At 75.0% G+C, this 17049-nt stretch carries 15 protein-coding genes; 7 read left to right on the forward strand and 8 right to left on the reverse strand.

Annotation, left to right across the window (positions count from 1 at the left end; all coding sequences use genetic code 11):
• The first annotated feature begins 44 nt into the window (after positions 1-44).
• Positions 45-1052, forward strand: coding sequence for a LacI family DNA-binding transcriptional regulator (locus ACW0Q9_RS19980; RefSeq protein WP_456183495.1), 1008 nt, complete (start codon positions 45-47; stop codon positions 1050-1052).
• 6 nt (positions 1053-1058) lie between these two features.
• Here ACW0Q9_RS19980 and ACW0Q9_RS19985 read toward each other — a convergent pair whose 3' ends face one another.
• From ACW0Q9_RS19985 to ACW0Q9_RS20020, 8 genes are all read right to left on the reverse strand, one after another.
• Positions 1059-1667, reverse strand: a complete 609-nt coding sequence (locus ACW0Q9_RS19985) for a bifunctional 4-hydroxy-2-oxoglutarate aldolase/2-dehydro-3-deoxy-phosphogluconate aldolase (protein WP_456183466.1) — start codon at positions 1665-1667, stop codon at positions 1059-1061.
• Entirely contained in the window at positions 1664-2716 is a 1053-nt protein-coding gene (locus tag ACW0Q9_RS19990) for a sugar kinase (protein WP_456183468.1), read from the reverse strand. The genes ACW0Q9_RS19985 and ACW0Q9_RS19990 overlap by 4 nt, the downstream gene beginning before the upstream one ends.
• Positions 2713-3561: a DUF6807 domain-containing protein gene (locus ACW0Q9_RS19995; protein ID WP_456183470.1), complete on the reverse strand. Its 849-nt coding sequence runs from the start codon at positions 3559-3561 to the stop codon at positions 2713-2715. The genes ACW0Q9_RS19990 and ACW0Q9_RS19995 overlap by 4 nt, the downstream gene beginning before the upstream one ends.
• Entirely contained in the window at positions 3558-4166 is a 609-nt protein-coding gene (locus tag ACW0Q9_RS20000; protein ID WP_456183472.1) for a hypothetical protein, read from the reverse strand. Before ACW0Q9_RS20000 ends, ACW0Q9_RS19995 begins: the two co-directional genes overlap by 4 nt.
• On the reverse strand, positions 4163-5032 hold the full coding sequence (locus tag ACW0Q9_RS20005; protein WP_456183474.1) for a carbohydrate ABC transporter permease: 870 nt from the start codon (positions 5030-5032) through the stop codon (positions 4163-4165). The genes ACW0Q9_RS20000 and ACW0Q9_RS20005 overlap by 4 nt, the downstream gene beginning before the upstream one ends.
• Positions 5029-6009: a carbohydrate ABC transporter permease gene (locus ACW0Q9_RS20010; protein WP_456183476.1), complete on the reverse strand. Its 981-nt coding sequence runs from the start codon at positions 6007-6009 to the stop codon at positions 5029-5031. The genes ACW0Q9_RS20005 and ACW0Q9_RS20010 overlap by 4 nt, the downstream gene beginning before the upstream one ends.
• Before the next feature lie 26 nt (positions 6010-6035).
• Positions 6036-7376, reverse strand: a complete 1341-nt coding sequence (locus ACW0Q9_RS20015; RefSeq protein WP_456183478.1) for an ABC transporter substrate-binding protein — start codon at positions 7374-7376, stop codon at positions 6036-6038.
• A gap of 97 nt (positions 7377-7473) precedes the next feature.
• Entirely contained in the window at positions 7474-8520 is a 1047-nt protein-coding gene (locus tag ACW0Q9_RS20020; protein ID WP_456183480.1) for a LacI family DNA-binding transcriptional regulator, read from the reverse strand.
• 239 nt (positions 8521-8759) lie between these two features.
• Between ACW0Q9_RS20020 and ACW0Q9_RS20025 the strand changes: the two genes are divergently transcribed.
• From ACW0Q9_RS20025 to ACW0Q9_RS20050, 6 genes are all read left to right on the forward strand, one after another.
• Entirely contained in the window at positions 8760-10088 is a 1329-nt protein-coding gene (locus tag ACW0Q9_RS20025) for a Gfo/Idh/MocA family protein (protein ID WP_456183482.1), read from the forward strand.
• 18 nt (positions 10089-10106) lie between these two features.
• Positions 10107-11537, forward strand: a complete 1431-nt coding sequence (gene uxaC, locus ACW0Q9_RS20030; RefSeq protein WP_456183484.1) for a glucuronate isomerase — start codon at positions 10107-10109, stop codon at positions 11535-11537.
• On the forward strand, positions 11534-12835 hold the full coding sequence (locus tag ACW0Q9_RS20035; RefSeq protein WP_456183486.1) for an enolase C-terminal domain-like protein: 1302 nt from the start codon (positions 11534-11536) through the stop codon (positions 12833-12835). The genes uxaC and ACW0Q9_RS20035 overlap by 4 nt, the downstream gene beginning before the upstream one ends.
• Positions 12826-14310: a mannitol dehydrogenase family protein gene (locus tag ACW0Q9_RS20040; protein WP_456183488.1), complete on the forward strand. Its 1485-nt coding sequence runs from the start codon at positions 12826-12828 to the stop codon at positions 14308-14310. The genes ACW0Q9_RS20035 and ACW0Q9_RS20040 overlap by 10 nt, the downstream gene beginning before the upstream one ends.
• Positions 14307-15533 carry a Gfo/Idh/MocA family protein gene (locus ACW0Q9_RS20045; protein WP_456183490.1) on the forward strand — a complete coding sequence of 409 codons (1227 nt, stop codon included), beginning with the start codon at positions 14307-14309 and terminating at the stop codon, positions 15531-15533. The genes ACW0Q9_RS20040 and ACW0Q9_RS20045 overlap by 4 nt, the downstream gene beginning before the upstream one ends.
• A 183-nt stretch (positions 15534-15716) precedes the next feature.
• On the forward strand, positions 15717-17049 hold a 1333-nt coding region (locus ACW0Q9_RS20050), incomplete at its 3' end, for a pectate lyase family protein (protein ID WP_456183493.1).

The raw sequence follows: 17049 nt of genomic DNA on the forward strand, positions 1-17049 counted from the left end.
GCTGCGGTAGCCTCTCGGCCACCGGGGTGTGCGAGGGGGGTGGCATGGCGACGCTGGCCGACGTCGCCCGTCGGGCGGGCGTCTCCCCCGCGACCGCGTCGCGGGTCATCAACGGCAGCAGCAAGCCGGTCGCCGACGAGCTGCGCGCGCGGGTGCTGAAGGCCGTGGCCGAGCTGCGGTACGTGCCGAACGCGCACGCCCAGCTGCTCGCCCGGCCGCAGCGCAGCGTGGTCGGTGTGCTGGTGCACGACGTGTCCGACCCGTACTTCGCCGAGGTGACCCGGGGGCTGCAACGGGTCGCCACCGAGCGCGGCCGGCTGGTCATCATCTGCAACAGCTACCGCGACCCGGAGCGCGAGGTGGAGTACGTCGACCTGCTCCGCGCCCAGCAGGTCGCCGCGATCGTGCTGGCCGGCTCCGGCTACCACGACCCCACCGTCAACGCCCTGCTCGACGAGCGGCTCGCCGCGTACGCCGCCACCGGCGGGCGGGTGGCGCTGATCGGCCGGCACCCGCACCGGGGGGACGCCGTCCTGCCGGCCCACGAGGAGGGCGCCCGCCTGCTCGGCGCGGAGCTGCGCCGGCTCGGTCACCGGACGGTCGGCGTGCTCGCCGGCCCACGCGCCCTCACCACCACCACCGACCGGCTCACCGGGCTCGCCGCCGGCCTGGCCGAGCCGCTGCCGGAGGCGCGGATCCGGTACGCGGACTTCACCCGCGACGGCGGCTCCCGGGCCGCGGCGGAGCTGCTGGACGGCGCGCCGCGGCCGACCGCGATCGTGGCGCTGAACGACTCGATGGCCGTCGGCGCGCTGAACCTGCTCCGCGCCCGTGGGATCCGGGTGCCGGAGGACGTCTCCGTGGTCGGTTTCGACGACATGCCGATCGCCGCGGACGTGACCCCGGCGCTGACCACGGTCCGGCTGCCGCTGGCCGAGCTGGGCGCCCGGGCCATGACCCTGGCACTGGAGCCGGCCGCCGACCGGGACCGGGTGGAGACGCTCCCCGCCGAGCTGGTGCGGCGGGACAGCCTCGGCCCCGCCCCGGCCTGACCGGCCTCAGCCCGGCCCGGCGGCGAGGGCGGCGAGGCGGGGGATCTGCCGCGGGTCGGCCAGCGCCGAGCCGACCGCCACCACCCGGACCCCGGCGGCCAGGAACTCGCCCGCGTTGTCGGCGTCGATTCCGCCGGTGGCCACGAACCGCGCCTCGGGCAGGGGCCCGGCGACCGCCCGGAACCAGGCCGGGCCGAGGCTGACCGCGGGGAACGCCTTGAGCCAGACCAGGCCGTGGTCGAGGGCCCGCTGCGCCTCGGTGGGGGTGGCCACCCCGGGCAGGTGCGGGATGCCGTAGCTGACCGCCGCGTCGGCGATCGCGAGGTCCAGCCCGGGGGCGACGGTGAACGCGGCGCCCGCGCCGGCCGCCTGCCGGACCTGGGCGGGGGTGCGGACCGTGCCGGCGCCGACGAGGCGGTCCCGCCGTCGGCCCGCCTCCACGGCGGCGCGCAGCGCGAGGACCGCTTCGGGGCTGCGGACCGGTACCTCCACCACGTCGATGCCGACGTCCCAGGCCCGCTCGGCGAGCCGGACCGTCTCGTCGGGGGGCAGGTCGCGCAGGATCACCATCACCCGGGCGGGGCCGAAGATCGGCCCGAAGTCGTGCCCGCTCATCCGCTGCTCCCTCCACCGTGGCCGCTGCCGGCCGCATTCTGCACCGTGCGCGCGCCGTCGGGCTGCCCCGACCGCGGACCGGCGAGGTCCGCGGGCACGAGCGCGGCCCACTGCGCGTCGGTCAGCGCCAGCGCGCGGGCCGTCCGGGCCGGGTCGGGCGGCGGCGCGGTGTCGCCGGCGGCGGCCAGCGCCGGGACCGCCGTGAGGTGCCCGAGCCGCAGGCAGGCCACCAGGTCGAGGTCGCGCAGCAGCCCGGCCAGGAAGCCGGCGGCGAAGGCGTCCCCCGCCCCGACCGGCTCGCGTACCGCCGCCGGCAGCGCCGGCACGAAGACCCCCGCACCGGTAGGCGGCAGCGCCGTCGCGCCGACCCCGCCGTCCTTGACCACGACGAGGTCCGGCCCGGGCAGCAGCGCGCGGACGGCGGCCGGTGCGGTGACGCCCCAGAGGGCGGCCGCCTCGTCCAGGCCGACCAGCACCACGTCGGCCCGGTCGGCGAGGTCGCGCAGCACCGGGGCCGCGCGGCGCGCCGGCCAGAGCCGGGGCCGGTGGTTGACGTCGAAGCTGACCCGGGCGGCCGGGAGCGGGCGGGCGCCGAGCGCGTGCGCCACCAGGTCGTGGCAGCTCCGGGAGAGCGCCGGGGTGATCCCGGTGAGGTGCAGCAGCCGCACCCCGGCCAGCCGCGGGTCGTCCAGGGCGCGGGCGGTCAGCCGGGACGCGGCCGAGCCGGCCCGGTGGTAGTGCACCCGGGTTCCCTCCGGGCCGGGGTCCTTGAGGTAGAGACCGGTCGGGGCGGCCGGGTCGACGGTGACCAAGCCGGTGTCCACCCCGGCGGCGCCCACCTCGCGGAGCACGCGGCGGCCGAACGGGTCGTCGCCGACGGCGCTGACCCAGGCGGCCCGGTGGCCGAGCCGGGCCAACGCCATGGCCACGTTGGACTCGGCGCCGCCCACCCCGACGGCGAGCCGGTCGGCGTGCTCCAGCGGGGTCGGGGCGGCCGGGGCGAGCACCACCATGGTCTCGCCGACGCAGGCCACCTCCGGGCCGGTCACCCGGCCACCGCCGGGGCGAGCCGGGCGGTCACCGCCACGCGGTCCAGCCGGCCGTCGGCGACCAGCACCCGGTGCCGGTTGCGGCGGGGGTGTCCGGCGGCGACCACGGCCGGCCAGTCGAAGGCGTACGCCACGCAGACGCCCGGGTACATGGCGGTCCGCACGAACCAGCGGTCGCCGGGGCCCAGCCCGGTGAAGACCAGGGTGTACGCCCCGCCGCCCGGCCCGGCGCCGGTGAGTGCGAGCCATGGCGCGGCCGAGCCGTTGACCGCTTCCTCCCCCGCGGCGTCCCCGGAGAATACCTCGGGCGCCCCGCCGGCGGCGGCCCGCCAGAAGAAGCCGCCGTAGCCGGCGCCGCCGGGGCGGCCGTTGGTGGCCGGGCTGCCCAGGTGCACGTCCCGCCCGGTGGCGGCGGCCAGGGTGGCGTCGACGTCGAGCCACCAGGCGTCGGGACCGGCCGGGGTGGCGGTGAGCCGGCGCCGCTCGCGCAGCAGCGGCCGGCCGGCCCGGTCCCGCCACTCCAGGTCGTGGTCGAGCCGGTCGGCGGCCCGGTCCCGCCAGCCGGTGTGCGCGATGACGCCGTGGTCGTCCCGCCAGGTGTAGCCGGTGCCCCGGACGTAGGTGCGCCCGCCCCAGAGGTTGGCGCCGTCGACGTCCTGCACGGCGAGGGAGGCGCCGAGGTGCCAGACGTGGTCGGCCGGGAGCGCGTCGGTGACCGGGGTGCCGGCCAGGGTGCGCACCGGGTGCAGGTACGGCCGGGGGCCGTGCCGCGCGTCCAGGTCCGGCCGGACGACGTAGCGGGCCACCTCGACGCCGGCCACGAGCAGGCGCGGGTCGGCGGTCACGAAGGCTCCGGTCGGGCGAGCGGATGACGGGCGGCCACCGCGTGCAGGGCGGCCAGGGCGTAGCCGGCGAGGATCGGCACCGCGACCGGGGTGACCAGCACGGCGAGCAGCCCGGCCAGGCAGCACACCCCGGCGGCGGCCGCCCAGGTGCGGGGCCGCTGCGCGCAGGCGCCGGCCGCCGCCCGGGCGGCGGCCCGCCAGCCCCGGCCCCCGGTGCGTCCGACGGCGACGACGACCAGGGCGGCGTACCCGAGCAGGGCGGCGGCGACCACGGCGGTGAGTGCCGTGGCGGGCCCGCCGCCGGGAACCCGGCCGCCGGCCAGGGCGATCAGGTCGGCGCCGAGCGCGCCGGCCACCGCGAGCCCGACGGCGCTGACCGCCAGCCCGGCCGGGAGCGCGCGGCCGAACCGGGCGAGCGTGGTCCGGGGCGCCGGCCAGCTTCCGGTGACGCCCCGGTCGTGCAGCGCCGCGCTGGCCGTGGCGACCGCCGGGGCCAGGGTGAGCAGCGGCAGCGCGGCCAGGGCGACGGCGAACCCGAGCAGCGCCAGGTCGCTCGCCTCCCGCGCGGTGTCCCGCCAGTCCCGGCGGGGCGGCCCGGCGCTCATCCCTTCAGCCCGCTGGTGTTGATGCCCTCGACCAGCATCCGCTGGAAGGCCAGGAAGAACAGGAACACCGGCAGCAGCGACAGCACCGACATGGCGAACATCGGGCCGACCGCGCTCTGGCTGGTGGAGTCGATGAACAGGGTCAGCGCCACCGGCACGGTGTAGTCGTCCAGGTTGGACAGAAAGACCAGTTGCCGGAAGAAGTCGTTCCAGGTCCAGATGAACGAGAAGATCGCGGTGGTGACCAGCGCGGGGCGGCTCAGCGGCAGGATGACGTGCCGGAAGACGCCGTACGGTGAGGCACCGTCGATCTTGGCGGCCTCGTCCAGCTCGCGCGGGATCCCCCGCATGAACTGCACCATGAGGAAGACGAAGAACGCCTCGGTGGCCAGGAACTGCGGAATGAGCAGCGGCAGGTACGGCCAGTCGCCGCCGACCACGCCGAGGCTGCGGAACAGGATGTACTGCGGCACGATCAGCACGTGCCCGGGCAGCAGCAGGGTGCCGATCATGACGGCGAACCAGACCCGGCGCAGCCGGAACCGCAGCCGCCCCAGGGCGTACGCGGTGAGCAGGCAGGACAGCGCGTTGCCCACCACGGTGAGCAGGCTGACCAACGCGCTGTTGAGGAAGAACCGGCCGAAGCCCACGTCGAAGTTGGTCCACCCGTCCACGTAGTTGCCGGGGCTGAACCGCTCGGGCAGCAGGCCGACGTTGTTGACGATCTCCGCCTGGCTCTTGACCGAGGTGCCGACCATCCACACCAGCGGGTAGAGCACCACCGCGACGATCACGACCAGCACGAGCAGGCGCACGGCCTGCCGGCCGCCGCCCGGACGGCGGCGGGCGGGGGCGAGGGCGGTCATGAATCCTCTCCGTCCGAGTAGTGCACCCAGAACCGGCCGGTGCTGAAGAAGACGGCCGTGATGACCGCGATGGCGACCAGGAACACCCAGGCCATCGCGGAGGCGTAGCCCATCTCCAGGTCGGTGAAGCCGGAGATGTAGAGCTTGAGCGTGTACATCAGGGTGGAGTCGACCGGGCCGCCGGTGCCGTTGCTGAGCACGAAGGCGGCGGTGAAGCCCTGGAACCCGTTGATGCTCTCCAGCACCAGGTTGAAGAAGATCACCGGTGAGAGCATCGGCAGGGTGACCGCCCGGAACCGCCGCCAGGTGCCGGCGCCGTCGACGGCCGCGGCCTCGTACAGCTCGGTGGGGATCTGCTTGAGCCCGGCCAGGAAGATCACCATGGGCGCGCCGAACTGCCACACGGCCAGCACCATGAGGGTCTCCAGCGCCCAGTCCGGGTCGCTGACCCAGGGCAGCCCCTCGATGCCGAACAGGGCGAGGAACGAGTTGAAGGCGCCGTCCCGGTTGAACATGTTCACCCAGACGATGGCCAGGGCCACGCTGCCGCCGAGCAGCGACGGCAGGTAGAACAGGCCGCGGAACAGCCCCACGCCGCGCCAGGTCCGGTTGAGCAGCAGCGCCACGCCGAGCGCGGCGGCCAGCTTGAGCGGCACGGCCACCAGCGCGAAGGTCAGCGTCACCCGGACCGCGTGCCAGTACGAGGGGTCGTCGGTGAACATCCGCTCGTAGTTGGCCAGCCCCACCCAGCGCACCTCGGACAGCGGGGTGAGGATGTCGTAGTCGGTGAAGCTCAGCCAGAGCGAGAGCAGCATGGGGATCGCCGTGACGCCCATCAGTCCGATGAGCCAGGGCGACAGGAAGACGTACCCCGCCAGACCTTCGCCGAGCCGGGCCCGGCCGGCCCCGCGCCGCGTGGGGCGGGGGCCGGCCGGTCCGGTGCGTCCGGTCCGGTCGGGCGCCGTGGTGAGGGCCACGGGCCGGCTCCTTTCCGTCGGCGTGGTCAGCCGATCGCGGACTTGCAGGCGGCCAGGAACTGCTCGGCCGCCTGGGCCGGGGTGGTCCGGCCGTACTGGGCGTTCTCGGCGGCCTTGGTCAGCTCGGACCGCACCTTGCTGTGCCCCTTGATCGGCACCTGCGGGGACTCGCCGAACTTCTGCGCGAGCTCGGACTCGACCTGGATGGACTGCTTCATGGCCGGGTCGGTGGCGGTCTCGCTGACCTTGGCGCGCAGGTCGAGGTTGGACGGCAGGCCGCGGTCGGTGCCGAGCAGGGCGACCGCCTCCGGGTCGTTGGTCAGGAAGTTGATCACGTCGACCGCGACGTCCCGGTGCTTGCTGCCCTTGAACACCGACCAGTACATCGAGGCCCGGGCCCACTGGGCGCTCGGGTCGCCCGGGTAGGCGACGACACCCAGCTCGTCCTTGGTGTTCTTCTTCAGGTCCGGCATCTGGTTGGCCCAGACCCAGGAGGTCGCCGCCTTGCCGGTGACCACGAGCTGCTTGGTGATGTCGGTGGCGTTGCCCTCGTGGATCACGTCCGCGGTGGGGGTGGCGCCGCGGTCCCGGGCGCCCTTCCACAGCTCGAACCACTTGGTCACGTCGTCGGCCGTGAACCCGAGGTCCTTGCCGTTGTAGAGGTCCTTGCCCTGCTGGCGCAGCCAGACCCAGAACGCCTTGTAGTCGGCGCTCGGGTCCTGGGTGCCGGGCACCTTCGCCTTCTTCGCCACCTGCTCGGCCCAGGCGATGTGCTGCTCCCAGGTCATCCCGGTGGTCGGCTCCGGCAGGCCGTGCTTCTGCAGCAGGGTCTTGTTGTAGACCAGGCCCTGGGTGTTCTCCCCGGCGGCCACCCCGGCGAGCTTGCCGTCGACCACGCCGTACTGCCAGAGGCTCTTGGGGAACTTCGACACGTCGAGCTTGCCGGAGTCCTTGAAGCTGGTCAGGTCCAGGGTGGTGCTGCGGCCGGCGTACTCGGCCAGGTAGTTGTCGTCGATCTGGAACAGGTCGGGCGGGTTGCCGCCGGCGGTCAGGGTGGCCAGCTTGTCGAAGTAGCCCTGGTTGGCCTGCCAGGTCTTCTCGAAGGTCACCTCGGGGTGCTTCTTCGTGTAGAGGGCCAGGGCGTCCTCGGTGAGCTTGGCCCGGGCGTCGCCGCCCCACCAGAAGATGGAGAGCTTGATCGGGCCGTCGTCGCCGGCCTCGTCGCCGCCGCAGGCCGCCGCGCCCAGGGCGAGCGGCACGGCCAGCGCGACGGCGGCCAGGCCGCGCACGAATCGACGTCGGGTCAGGGGGGTACGGTGATTCCGCCCGGCGGGCACACCGGCGGTGGGGGACGTTGCGGGGTGCATCTGCGCTCACTCCTCGGCTGTGGGAGGCGACGACGTCACCGGCGGCCGTCCACGGGTCGCCCGGGTCCGCACGGCGATGCGGGCCCGGGCCACCACGTCAGGCCCCGGTGCCGCCCCGGCCGGGCGGTGGGACGGGCCCGGTCGAGTCGCGGACGACCAGTTCGGTCTGGAGCATTACCTGTGCGGTGGTGCGACGGTCGCCGGCCGTTGCGCCCCGGCCCCGGGCGCCGCGGGGCGCGTCGGAGTCGTGTTGCAGCAGCATGTCGACGGCCGTCCGGCCGGCGGCCGCGGTCGGCGTGGCCACCGTCGTCAACTTGGGCCGGGTCAGCCGGCTCAGTGCGATGTCGTCGACGCCGACGACGCTGACGTCCTGCGGGACCCGGAGTCCGAGCGCGTCGAGCCCTTCGATCAGGCCGATCGCCATGAGGTCGTTGTAGGCGAGCACGGCGGTGACACCGCTGCGGCGAACCTGTTCGGCCACGGCGCCGCCGCCGGTCTCGCTGGGGTGGTTGGGACCCAGGACGGTCAGCTCCGCGCCGCCGGCCCGGGCGGCGGCCCCGGCCGCCCGGCGCATCTCCCGGTTGGTCCACGAGCCGCGCGGGCCGCCGAGCAGGGCGATCCGCCGGTGGCCCAGGCCGAGGAGGTGCTCGATCGCCAGCCGGGCTCCCTGGCCGACGTCCATCATCACGCAGGGCAGGCCGCTGACCTGGCGGTTTATCACCACCACCGGGACCTCACGGCTGACCTGCTCGATGAGGCTGTTGCTCATCCGGGGGCTGCACAGCAGCACCCCGTCGACCTGCTTGGCCAGGGCGTGGACCAGTTCCTCCTCGGCCACCTGGTCCTCGTTGGTGTCGGCCACGAAGACGTGGTAGTCGCGGTGCCGCGCCTGCCCCTCAGCCGCCTTGATCAGGGGCGGGAAGAACGGGTTGGCGATGTCGGCGACGATCAGGCCGATGTTGTGCGTACGGCCGGTGATGAGCGCGCGAGCGGCTCGGTTCGGCCGGTAGCCGAGGTCCTCCGCGCAGGCCAGCACCCGGACCCGGGTCTCCGGGTTGACCAGGTGCGGGGCCGAGAACGTGCGGGACACGGTGGAGATGTGCACGCCCGAGGCCCGCGCGACGTCCCGGATGGTGGCTGGCACGGCGGGCTCCTCGTCCAATGTGGTGGCGGTCACGGGGGTGCCGCCAATTAATGCAAACGGTTGCTCCCGTGTCAACGGGACTTCGTCACGGCTCGATTGCGGCACCGCTCCCAGCAGCCGCTCTTTTCCCCATCAATACGGATACAAGCGACCGGTTTGCCATCGATCGTTGACGCGGTCTTCGCCGGCGTGGTTTCTTCGGCTGCAAACCTTTGCAGCTCTCCGGGGAGGCCGACGCCATGTCACCACCCGCCCGGGAACGGGTCCGCCACGCCCTGGTCGGCGCCGGGGCCAGGGCCGAGATGTTCATCCGCGCGCTCGCCCTCGACCACGCCGACACCGCCGAACTGGTCGCCCTCGCCGACGTCAACCAGGCGCGGATGGACGCGCACAACCGCTGGCTGGCCGAGCTGGGCCACCCGCCGGTGCCCACGTACCGGGCCGCCGACTTCACCGCCATGCTGACCAGGGAACGGGTCGACGTGGTGCTGGTGACCAGCGTGGACGTCACCCACGACGAGTACGTGACCGCCGCCCTCCGGGCCGGCTGCGACGTGGTCACCGAGAAGCCGATGACCGTCGACGCGCCCCGCTGCCGGCGGATCCTCGACGCGGTGGCCGAGACCGGCGGCCGGGTCACGGTCGCCTTCAACTACCGCTACAACCCGCTGCACGAACAGGTCCGCCGGCTGCTCGCCGACGGGGTGGTCGGCGAGATCGGCTCGGTGCACTTCGAGTGGCTGCTCGACGTCCGGCACGGCGCCGACTACTTCCGCCGCTGGCACCGGGACAAGGCCACCTCCGGCGGCCTGCTCGTGCACAAGGCCAGCCACCACTTCGACCTGGTCAACTGGTGGCTGGACGCCCGTCCGGTCGAGGTGCACGCCGCCGGCCGGCTGTTCTTCTACGGCGAGCCCGGCCGCCGGCACGGCTACGCCCGCGACTACGACCGGGCGCACGGCTCCCCCGCCGCCGCCGACGACCCGTTCGCGCTGCGGCTGGCCGAGCACCCGCGGCTGCGCGAGCTGTACCTGGACGCCGAGGCCGAGGACGGCTACCAGCGGGACCGCAACGTCTTCGCCCCCGGCGTCACCATCGAGGACGACCTCGCCGTGCTGGCCCGCTACTCCACCGGCGCGACCATGACCTACCACCTGACCGCGTACGCCCCCTGGGAGGGCTACCGGGTGATGGTGAACGGCAGCCGGGGCCGCCTCGAACTGGAGGTCACCGAGAGCGACCACGTCTCCCCCGCCGGGGCCGGCGCGCTCAAGGGCGCGGCGCTGCACGGCGACGAGGCGGCGGTTGAGCACGGCGCGGCCCGGCTCACCCTGCGGCCGTTCTGGAAGCCGCCGGTGGACCTCCCCGTCGACGGCTGGACCCGACAGGGCCACGGCGGCGCGGACGCCCGGATGACCCGGGTGCTGCTCGGCGGCGAGCCCGACCCGCTCGGCCGGGCGGCCACCGCGTACGACGGGGCGCTCGCCCTGTTCACCGGCCTGGCCGCGAACCGCTCCCTGGACACCGGCGCGCCCGTCCGCGTCGCCGACCTGCTCACCCTCCCCTGACCGAGGAGTCACGCCCCCGTGCCGACCATCTCCCGCAGCGACCTGCTCCTGCCCGCCGAACCCGGCCAGCGCGCCCTCGCCCGCGAGCTGTACGCCCTGGCGGCCGAGCAGCCGATCATCTCGCCGCACGGGCACGTCGACCCGGCCCTGCTGGCGGAAGACCGCCCGTTCCCCGACCCGGCCCGGCTGCTCATCGTGCCCGACCACTACCTGACCCGGATGCTGCTCAGCCAGGGCGTCCCCCCGGCCGACCTCGGCGTGCCCACCGTGGACGGCAGCCCGGTGGAGACCGACGGGCGTACCATCTGGGGCCGCTTCGCCGCGCACTGGCACCTGTTCCGCGGCACCCCGTCCCGGCTCTGGCTGGAGCAGACCTTCCGCGACGTGTTCGGGGTGGGCACCGCGCTCTCCCCGGCCACCGCCGACGCGGTCTACGACGAGCTGGCCGCGCGCCTCGCCGCACCGGAGTTCCGCCCCCGCGCGCTGTTCGAGCGCTTCAACATCGAGGTGCTCGCCACCACGGAGTCGCCGCTGGACGACCTCGGCCAGCACGCCAAGCTCGCCGCCGACGGCTGGGGCGGGCCGGGCGGCCGGGTGGTCACCACGTTCCGCCCCGACGACGTGGTGGACATGGAGTTCGACAACTGGTCGGCCAACGTGGACCGGCTCGCCGAGGTCTCCGGCGAGGACACCGGCACGTACGCGGGCTACCTGACCGCGCTGCGGCGGCGCCGGGCGGCGTTCATCGCGGCCGGCGCCACCTCCTCCGACCACGGGCACCCGACCGCCCGTACCCTCGCCCTCGACCCGGCGGAGGCGGCGGCGCTCTACGACCGGGGCCGGCGCGGGCGGGCCGACGCCGCCGACGCCGAGGCGTTCCGGGCACACATGCTGCTGGAGTTCGCCCGGATGTCGCTCGACGACGGCCTCGTCATGCAGCTGCACCCGGGCGCCGTGCGCAACCACAACCGCTGGCTCCACGCCCGGCACGGCCGGGACGTCGGCGGCGACGTGCCGCAGGCCACCGACTACGTGCACGGCCTCGCCCCGCTGCTCGACGCGTACGGCAACGACCCGCGGCTGCGGGTGGTGCTCTACACCCTGGACGAGGACACCTTCACCCGGGAACTCGCCCCGCTCGCCGGCGGGTACGCGGCCCTGCACCTCGGCGCGCCCTGGTGGTTCCTCGACTCGCCCGAGGTGCTGCGCCGGTTCCGGGAGGCCGTCACCGAGACCGCCGGCTTCTACAACACCGCCGGGTTCGTCGACGACACCCGCGCGTTCTGCTCCATCCCGGTCCGCCACGACGTGGCCCGCCGGGTCGACGCCGGCTTCCTGGCCCGTCTCGTCGCCGAGCACCGGTTGCCCGCCGACGAGGCCGCCGAGACCATCGTCGACCTGGCGTACCGGCTGCCCAAGCGGGTCTTCAAGTTCGGGGAGGGTTCATGACCACCATCACCGACGTCACCGTGCACGACGTCCGGTTCCCGACCGCCGCCAGCGGCGACGGCTCGGACGCCGTCAACCGGGGCGACTACTCGGCCACCTACGTCGAGCTGACCACCGACGGCGGCCCCACCGGGGCCGGCTTCACCTTCACCAACGGCCGGGGCAACGAGATCACCTGCGCGGCCGTGCGGGCCCTGGCCCACCACGTGCGCGGCCGGGCCGTCGCGGAGATCGCCGCCGAGCCGGTGGCGTTCTGGCGCTCGCTCACCGCCGACGTGCAGCTGCGGTGGCTCGGCCCGGAGAAGGGCGTCATCCACATGGCGACCGGCGCGCTGGTCAACGCCGTCTGGGACGTGCGCGCCAAGCTGGCCGGCAAGCCGATGTGGCGGTTCCTGGCCGAGGCGCCCACCGACGACCTCGTCGCCACCGTCGACTTCCACCACATCACCGACGCGCTCACCCCCGACGAGGCGGCCGCCATCCTCGACAAGGGACGCGACGGCCTCGCCGACCGGCTCGCCACGCTGGAGCGGGACGGCTTCCCCTCGTACACCACCTCGGTCGGCTGGCTCGGCTACCCGGACGACAAGGTGCGGGCGCTGACCCGCGCCGCGTACGCCGACGGCTGGCGGGCCATGAAGATGAAGGTCGGTGGCCCGCTCGACGACGACCTGCGCCGGGCCCGGGCCATCCGCGCCGAGATCGGTCCGGACGCGCTGCTCATGATGGACGCCAACCAGGTCTGGGACGTCGACCAGGCGATCGAGGCGATGACCGCGCTGGCCGAGGTCGACCCGTACTGGATCGAGGAGCCGACGCACGCCGACGACGTGCTCGGCCACGCCCGGATCGCCCGCGCGGTCACCGAGCTGACCGGCGGGCGGTGCCGGGTCGCCACCGGCGAGGTGGCCGCCAACCGGGTGATCTTCAAGCAACTGCTCCAGGCCGAGGCGATCGGCGTCATGCAGGTCGACGCCTGCCGGGTCGGCGGGGTCGACGAGGTGCTCGCCGAGCTGCTCATGGCGGCGAAGTTCGGCGTCCCGGTCTGCCCGCACGCCGGCGGCGTCGGCCTCTGCGAGTACGTCCAGCACCTGGCGATCTTCGACTACCTCCGGGTCGGTGCCAGCCTGGACGGCCGGATGGTCGAGTACGTGGACCACCTGCACGAGCACTTCGTCGACCCGGTCCGCACCCGCGGCGGTCGCTACCCGCTGCCGACCGCCCCCGGCTACAGCAGCACCATGCGGCCGGAGTCGATCGCCGAGTTCCGCTTCCCGGACGGCCCGGCATGGCGCTGACCACCGACCACCTCGGCCTGGCGACCCTGCGCCGGTTGCCCGTCGAGTGCCGGCCGCTGCTGCGCCCCGGCACCGTTCCGGCGGGCATCGTCCACCTCGGGCTCGGCGCGTTCCACCGCGCCCACCAGGCCGTGCACACCGAGGCGGCGGTCGCCGTGGCCGGCGGGGACTGGGGCATCGTCGGGGTCGCCCCGCGTAGCACCGCCGTGGTCGACGCGCTCGCCGCGCAGGACTCGCTGTTCAGCGTCACCACCCTGGCCGCCGGGGGCGCGGCCACCCGGGTGGTCGGCGCCCTCGCCGGGGTACGCCATGCGCCCGGCGACCCCGCCGCCGTGGTGCGCCTGCTCGCCGACCCGGCGATCCGGGTGGTGACGCTGACCGTGACCGAGAAGGCGTACCAGCTCGACCCGGTCACCGGCGCGCTGCGCGCCGACCCGGAACTGGTCGCCGACCTCACCACCGACCGAGCCCCGCGGACCGTGCCGGGCCTGCTGGTCCGCGGGCTGCTCGCCCGGGCCGCCGCCGACGCCGGCCCGGTCGCGCTGGTCAGCTGCGACAACCTGCCGGCCAACGGCCGCCTGCTGCGCGGCCTGGTGACCCAGGCGCTCGCGCTCGCCCGGGTGCCCGACGGGCCGGCCGGCTGGATCGAGCGGCAGGTCACCTTCCCCGGCACCATGGTCGACCGGATCGTCCCCGCCCCCACCCCGGACACCCTGGACACCGCCCGGCGGGCGCTCGGGGTGACCGACCTGGCGGCGGTGGCCGCCGAGCCGTACTCCCAGTGGGTGGTCGAGGACGACTTCCCGGGCGGGCGGCCGGCCTGGGAGCGGGGCGGGGCGGTGCTGACCGGCGACGCCGGCCCGTGGGAGCGGCTGAAGCTGCGCACCCTCAACGGGGTGCACTCGGCCACCGCCTACCTGGGGGCTCTCGCCGGCGCGGAGACCGTCGCCGAGACCCTGGCGCTGCCGGGGCTGGACGCCGTGCTGCGCCGGCTGGTGGCCGAGGACGTGGCGGCCAGCTTCACCCCGCCACCCGGCGTCTCCGTGCCCGCGTACGGGGAGGAGGTGCTGGGCCGGTTCGCCAACCCGGCGATCCGGCACCGCACCCTCCAGATCGCCATGGACGGCTCGCAGAAGCTGCCCCAGCGGGTGCTGCACACCGTCGCCGACCTGCGCGCCGCCGGCCGTCCGGCCCGCTGGGCCGCCCTGGTGGTCGCGGCCTGGCTGCGCTTCCTGCTCGGGCACGCCGACGACGGCCGCCCGCTGCCGCTGGACGACCCGCTCGCCGACCGGATCCGCGCCGCCCTCGCCGCCGCCCCGGAGACCCCCGCCGGCGTGGTCGACGCGCTCTTCGCCCTGCGCGAGGTCTTCCCGGCCGACCTGGCCGCCGACGACGAGGTCCGGGCCGACGTGACCGGCTGGCTGACCGACCTGGAGCGGCACGGCGTCCGGGCCACCCTGGCCGGTGCGGCATGACCGGCCCGGACGCCGCGCGGCGCGGCGCGGCCGCGGCAGGTCCGGCGCACGCGCCCACGGTGGCGCTGGTCGGGGCGAACGGGCACGGGCGCTGGCACCGGCGGGCCATCGCCCCGCTGCACGACGCCGGTCGGGCGCGCCTGGTCGGCCTGGTCGACGTGCGACCGCTGGAGGAGGAGCCGTCCGCGCCGGTCCCGCCGGACGCGCGGACCTTCACCGACCACCGGGCCATGCTCGCCGCCGTCCGCCCCGACGTGGTGGTGGTCTGCACCCCGCCGCACACCCACCTGCCGATCGCCCTCGACGCCCTCGCCGCCGGGGCGGACCTGCTGCTGGAGAAGCCGCCGGTGCTCGACCTGGCCGAACACCGGCGGCTCGCCGCGGCGGCGGAGGAGGCCGGCCGGGCCGTGCAGGTCGGCTTCCAGGCGCTCGGCTCCACGGCTCTGGCCGAGCTGACCGCCGCGCTGGCCGCGGGGCGGCTCGGCACGGTGGCCGCCGTCGCCACGGTGGCGGCCTGGCAGCGGACCGACGCCTACTACGCCCGCTCCCCCTGGGCCGGCCGGCGGACCCTCGACGGCCGGCCCGCGCTCGACGGGGCCCTGGCCAACCCCCTCGCACACGCGGTGATGCAGTGCCTCGCCGTCGCCGAGGCGGCGAGCGGCACGCCGGTCCGGCCGGCCCGGATCGAGGTGGAGCGCTACCGGGTACGCCCCATCGAGGTGGACGACACCGCCGTGCTGCGGGTGACGCCGCGGACCGGGCCGCCGGTGCTGGCCGCCGTCACCCTGGCCGCCGAGGGGTTCATCGCCGGCGAGGTACACGTCACCGGCGACCGGGGCCGGGCCGTGCTGGAGTACCCGACCGACCGGCTGCGGCTGCCCGGCGACCCGGCGGCGCGCGCGGTGCCCGGCCGGGAGGGGCTGCTGGAGAACCTGCTCGACCACCGGTCGGCCGGCACCCCGCTGATCGCGCCGCTGGCGCGGACCGCGCCGTTCACGGCGATCGTGGCGGCGCTACGGGACGCGCCGGAGCCGACCCTGCTCGGCGACGACCTGGTGCGCACCGAGGGCGACGGGCCACAGCGGGTACGCGTCATCCGGGGCGTCGACGCGGTGCTCCGGCGGGCCGCCGAGTCCGGGGCGCTGCCGTCGGAGTCGGGGGTGCCGTGGGCGGTGCCGCCGTGCCGGATCGAGCTGCCGGACGGGGAGGCGCCGCAACGGTAGTGCAAACCCCGGCCCGGACGTTCCGGACAGATACTCGCCTATCCCGTCGCACCGGGTCGGGGCAATATCACACGCATCAGTCCATTGCAACAAACCTGCACACAACACGCATTGACTTTCATAAAACAACGTATTTACCGTCACAGATATCGGCCACCTGAAGCTGACAGGACGGTAAGAGCCATGCGTAGAACAGCAGCGGGCGTCGCGCTTCTCGCCGCCGCGCTCGCGGTCACCGGTCCCGCACCCGCGCCGGCCGCGCCGGCCGACCCGGCGCTCTCCCGCCCGGCCCGGGACCTCGGCCGCCAGGTGCTCCCCGTGAACGACGGCTGGGCCGCCGAGGGGGCCGGCACCACCGGTGGCGCGGCCGCCGCCGGGGACCGGATCCGGGTGGTGCGTACCCGGGCCGAACTGGTCGCCGCGCTCGGCGGGGACAACGCCACCAACGCCGCCGACGCCACCCCGAAGATCGTGTACGTGGCGGGCACCGTCGACGGCTTCGAGGGCCCCGACGGCGACCTCCTCGACTGCGCCGACCTGGCCGACCCGGAGTACTCGCTCGACGGCTACCTGGCCGCGTACGACCCGGCGGTGTGGGGGCGGGTCGACCCGAGCGGGCCCCTGGAGGCCGCCCGGGTGCGCTCGGTGGCCAACCAGACCCGGCAGACCCAGATCAACGTCGGCTCCAACACCACAATCGTCGGGCTGCGCGGCGCCCGCCTCACCGGGCTGACCCTGATGATCGACCGGGTCAGCAACGTCATCGTCCGCAACCTCACCCTCGCCGACGCGCGGGACTGCTTCCCGGCCTGGTCCCCCACCGACGGCGACACCGGCAACTGGAACTCCCAGTACGACCAGATCTCGGTGCGGCGCAGCGAGCACGTCTGGGTCGACCACAACACGTTCACCGACGGCGACAACCCGGACAGCGGCCAGCCGACCCACTTCGGCCGGCCGTACCAGGTGCACGACGGGTCGCTGGACGTCACGCACACCGCCAGCCTGGTCACCGCCTCGTGGAACCGGTTCGCCGGGCGGGACAAGCTCATGCTGATCGGCTCGTCCAACACGGTCGGCCCGGACGTCGGCCGGCTCAAGGTGACCGTGCACCACAACCTCTTCGACGGCGACCGCCAGCGGCTTCCCCGGGTCCGGTTCGGCCAGGTCGACGTGCACGAGAACCACTACCGGCTCGGCGGCCCCGGCTTCGAGTACGCCCTCGGCGTCGGCGTGCAGTCCGCCATCCACGCCGAGAACAACTTCTTCACCCTGGCCGACGACGTCGACCTGGCCGACGTCATTCACGACTGGGGCGGCACCGCGCTCACCGAGCGGGGCAGCTGGCTGCGCCAGGGCCGCGGCCCGGCGCACCCGGTCGACCTGCTCGGCGCGTACAACGCGGCGCACGATCCCGACCTCGGCGGCGACGTCGGCTGGACGCCCACCCTGCGCGCCGCCCCGGTGCTGCCCACGCCGCTGGTGCCGCTCGCCGTCGGCGCGTTCGCCGGCGCCG

This window comes from Micromonospora sp. I033 (assembly GCF_053890995.1).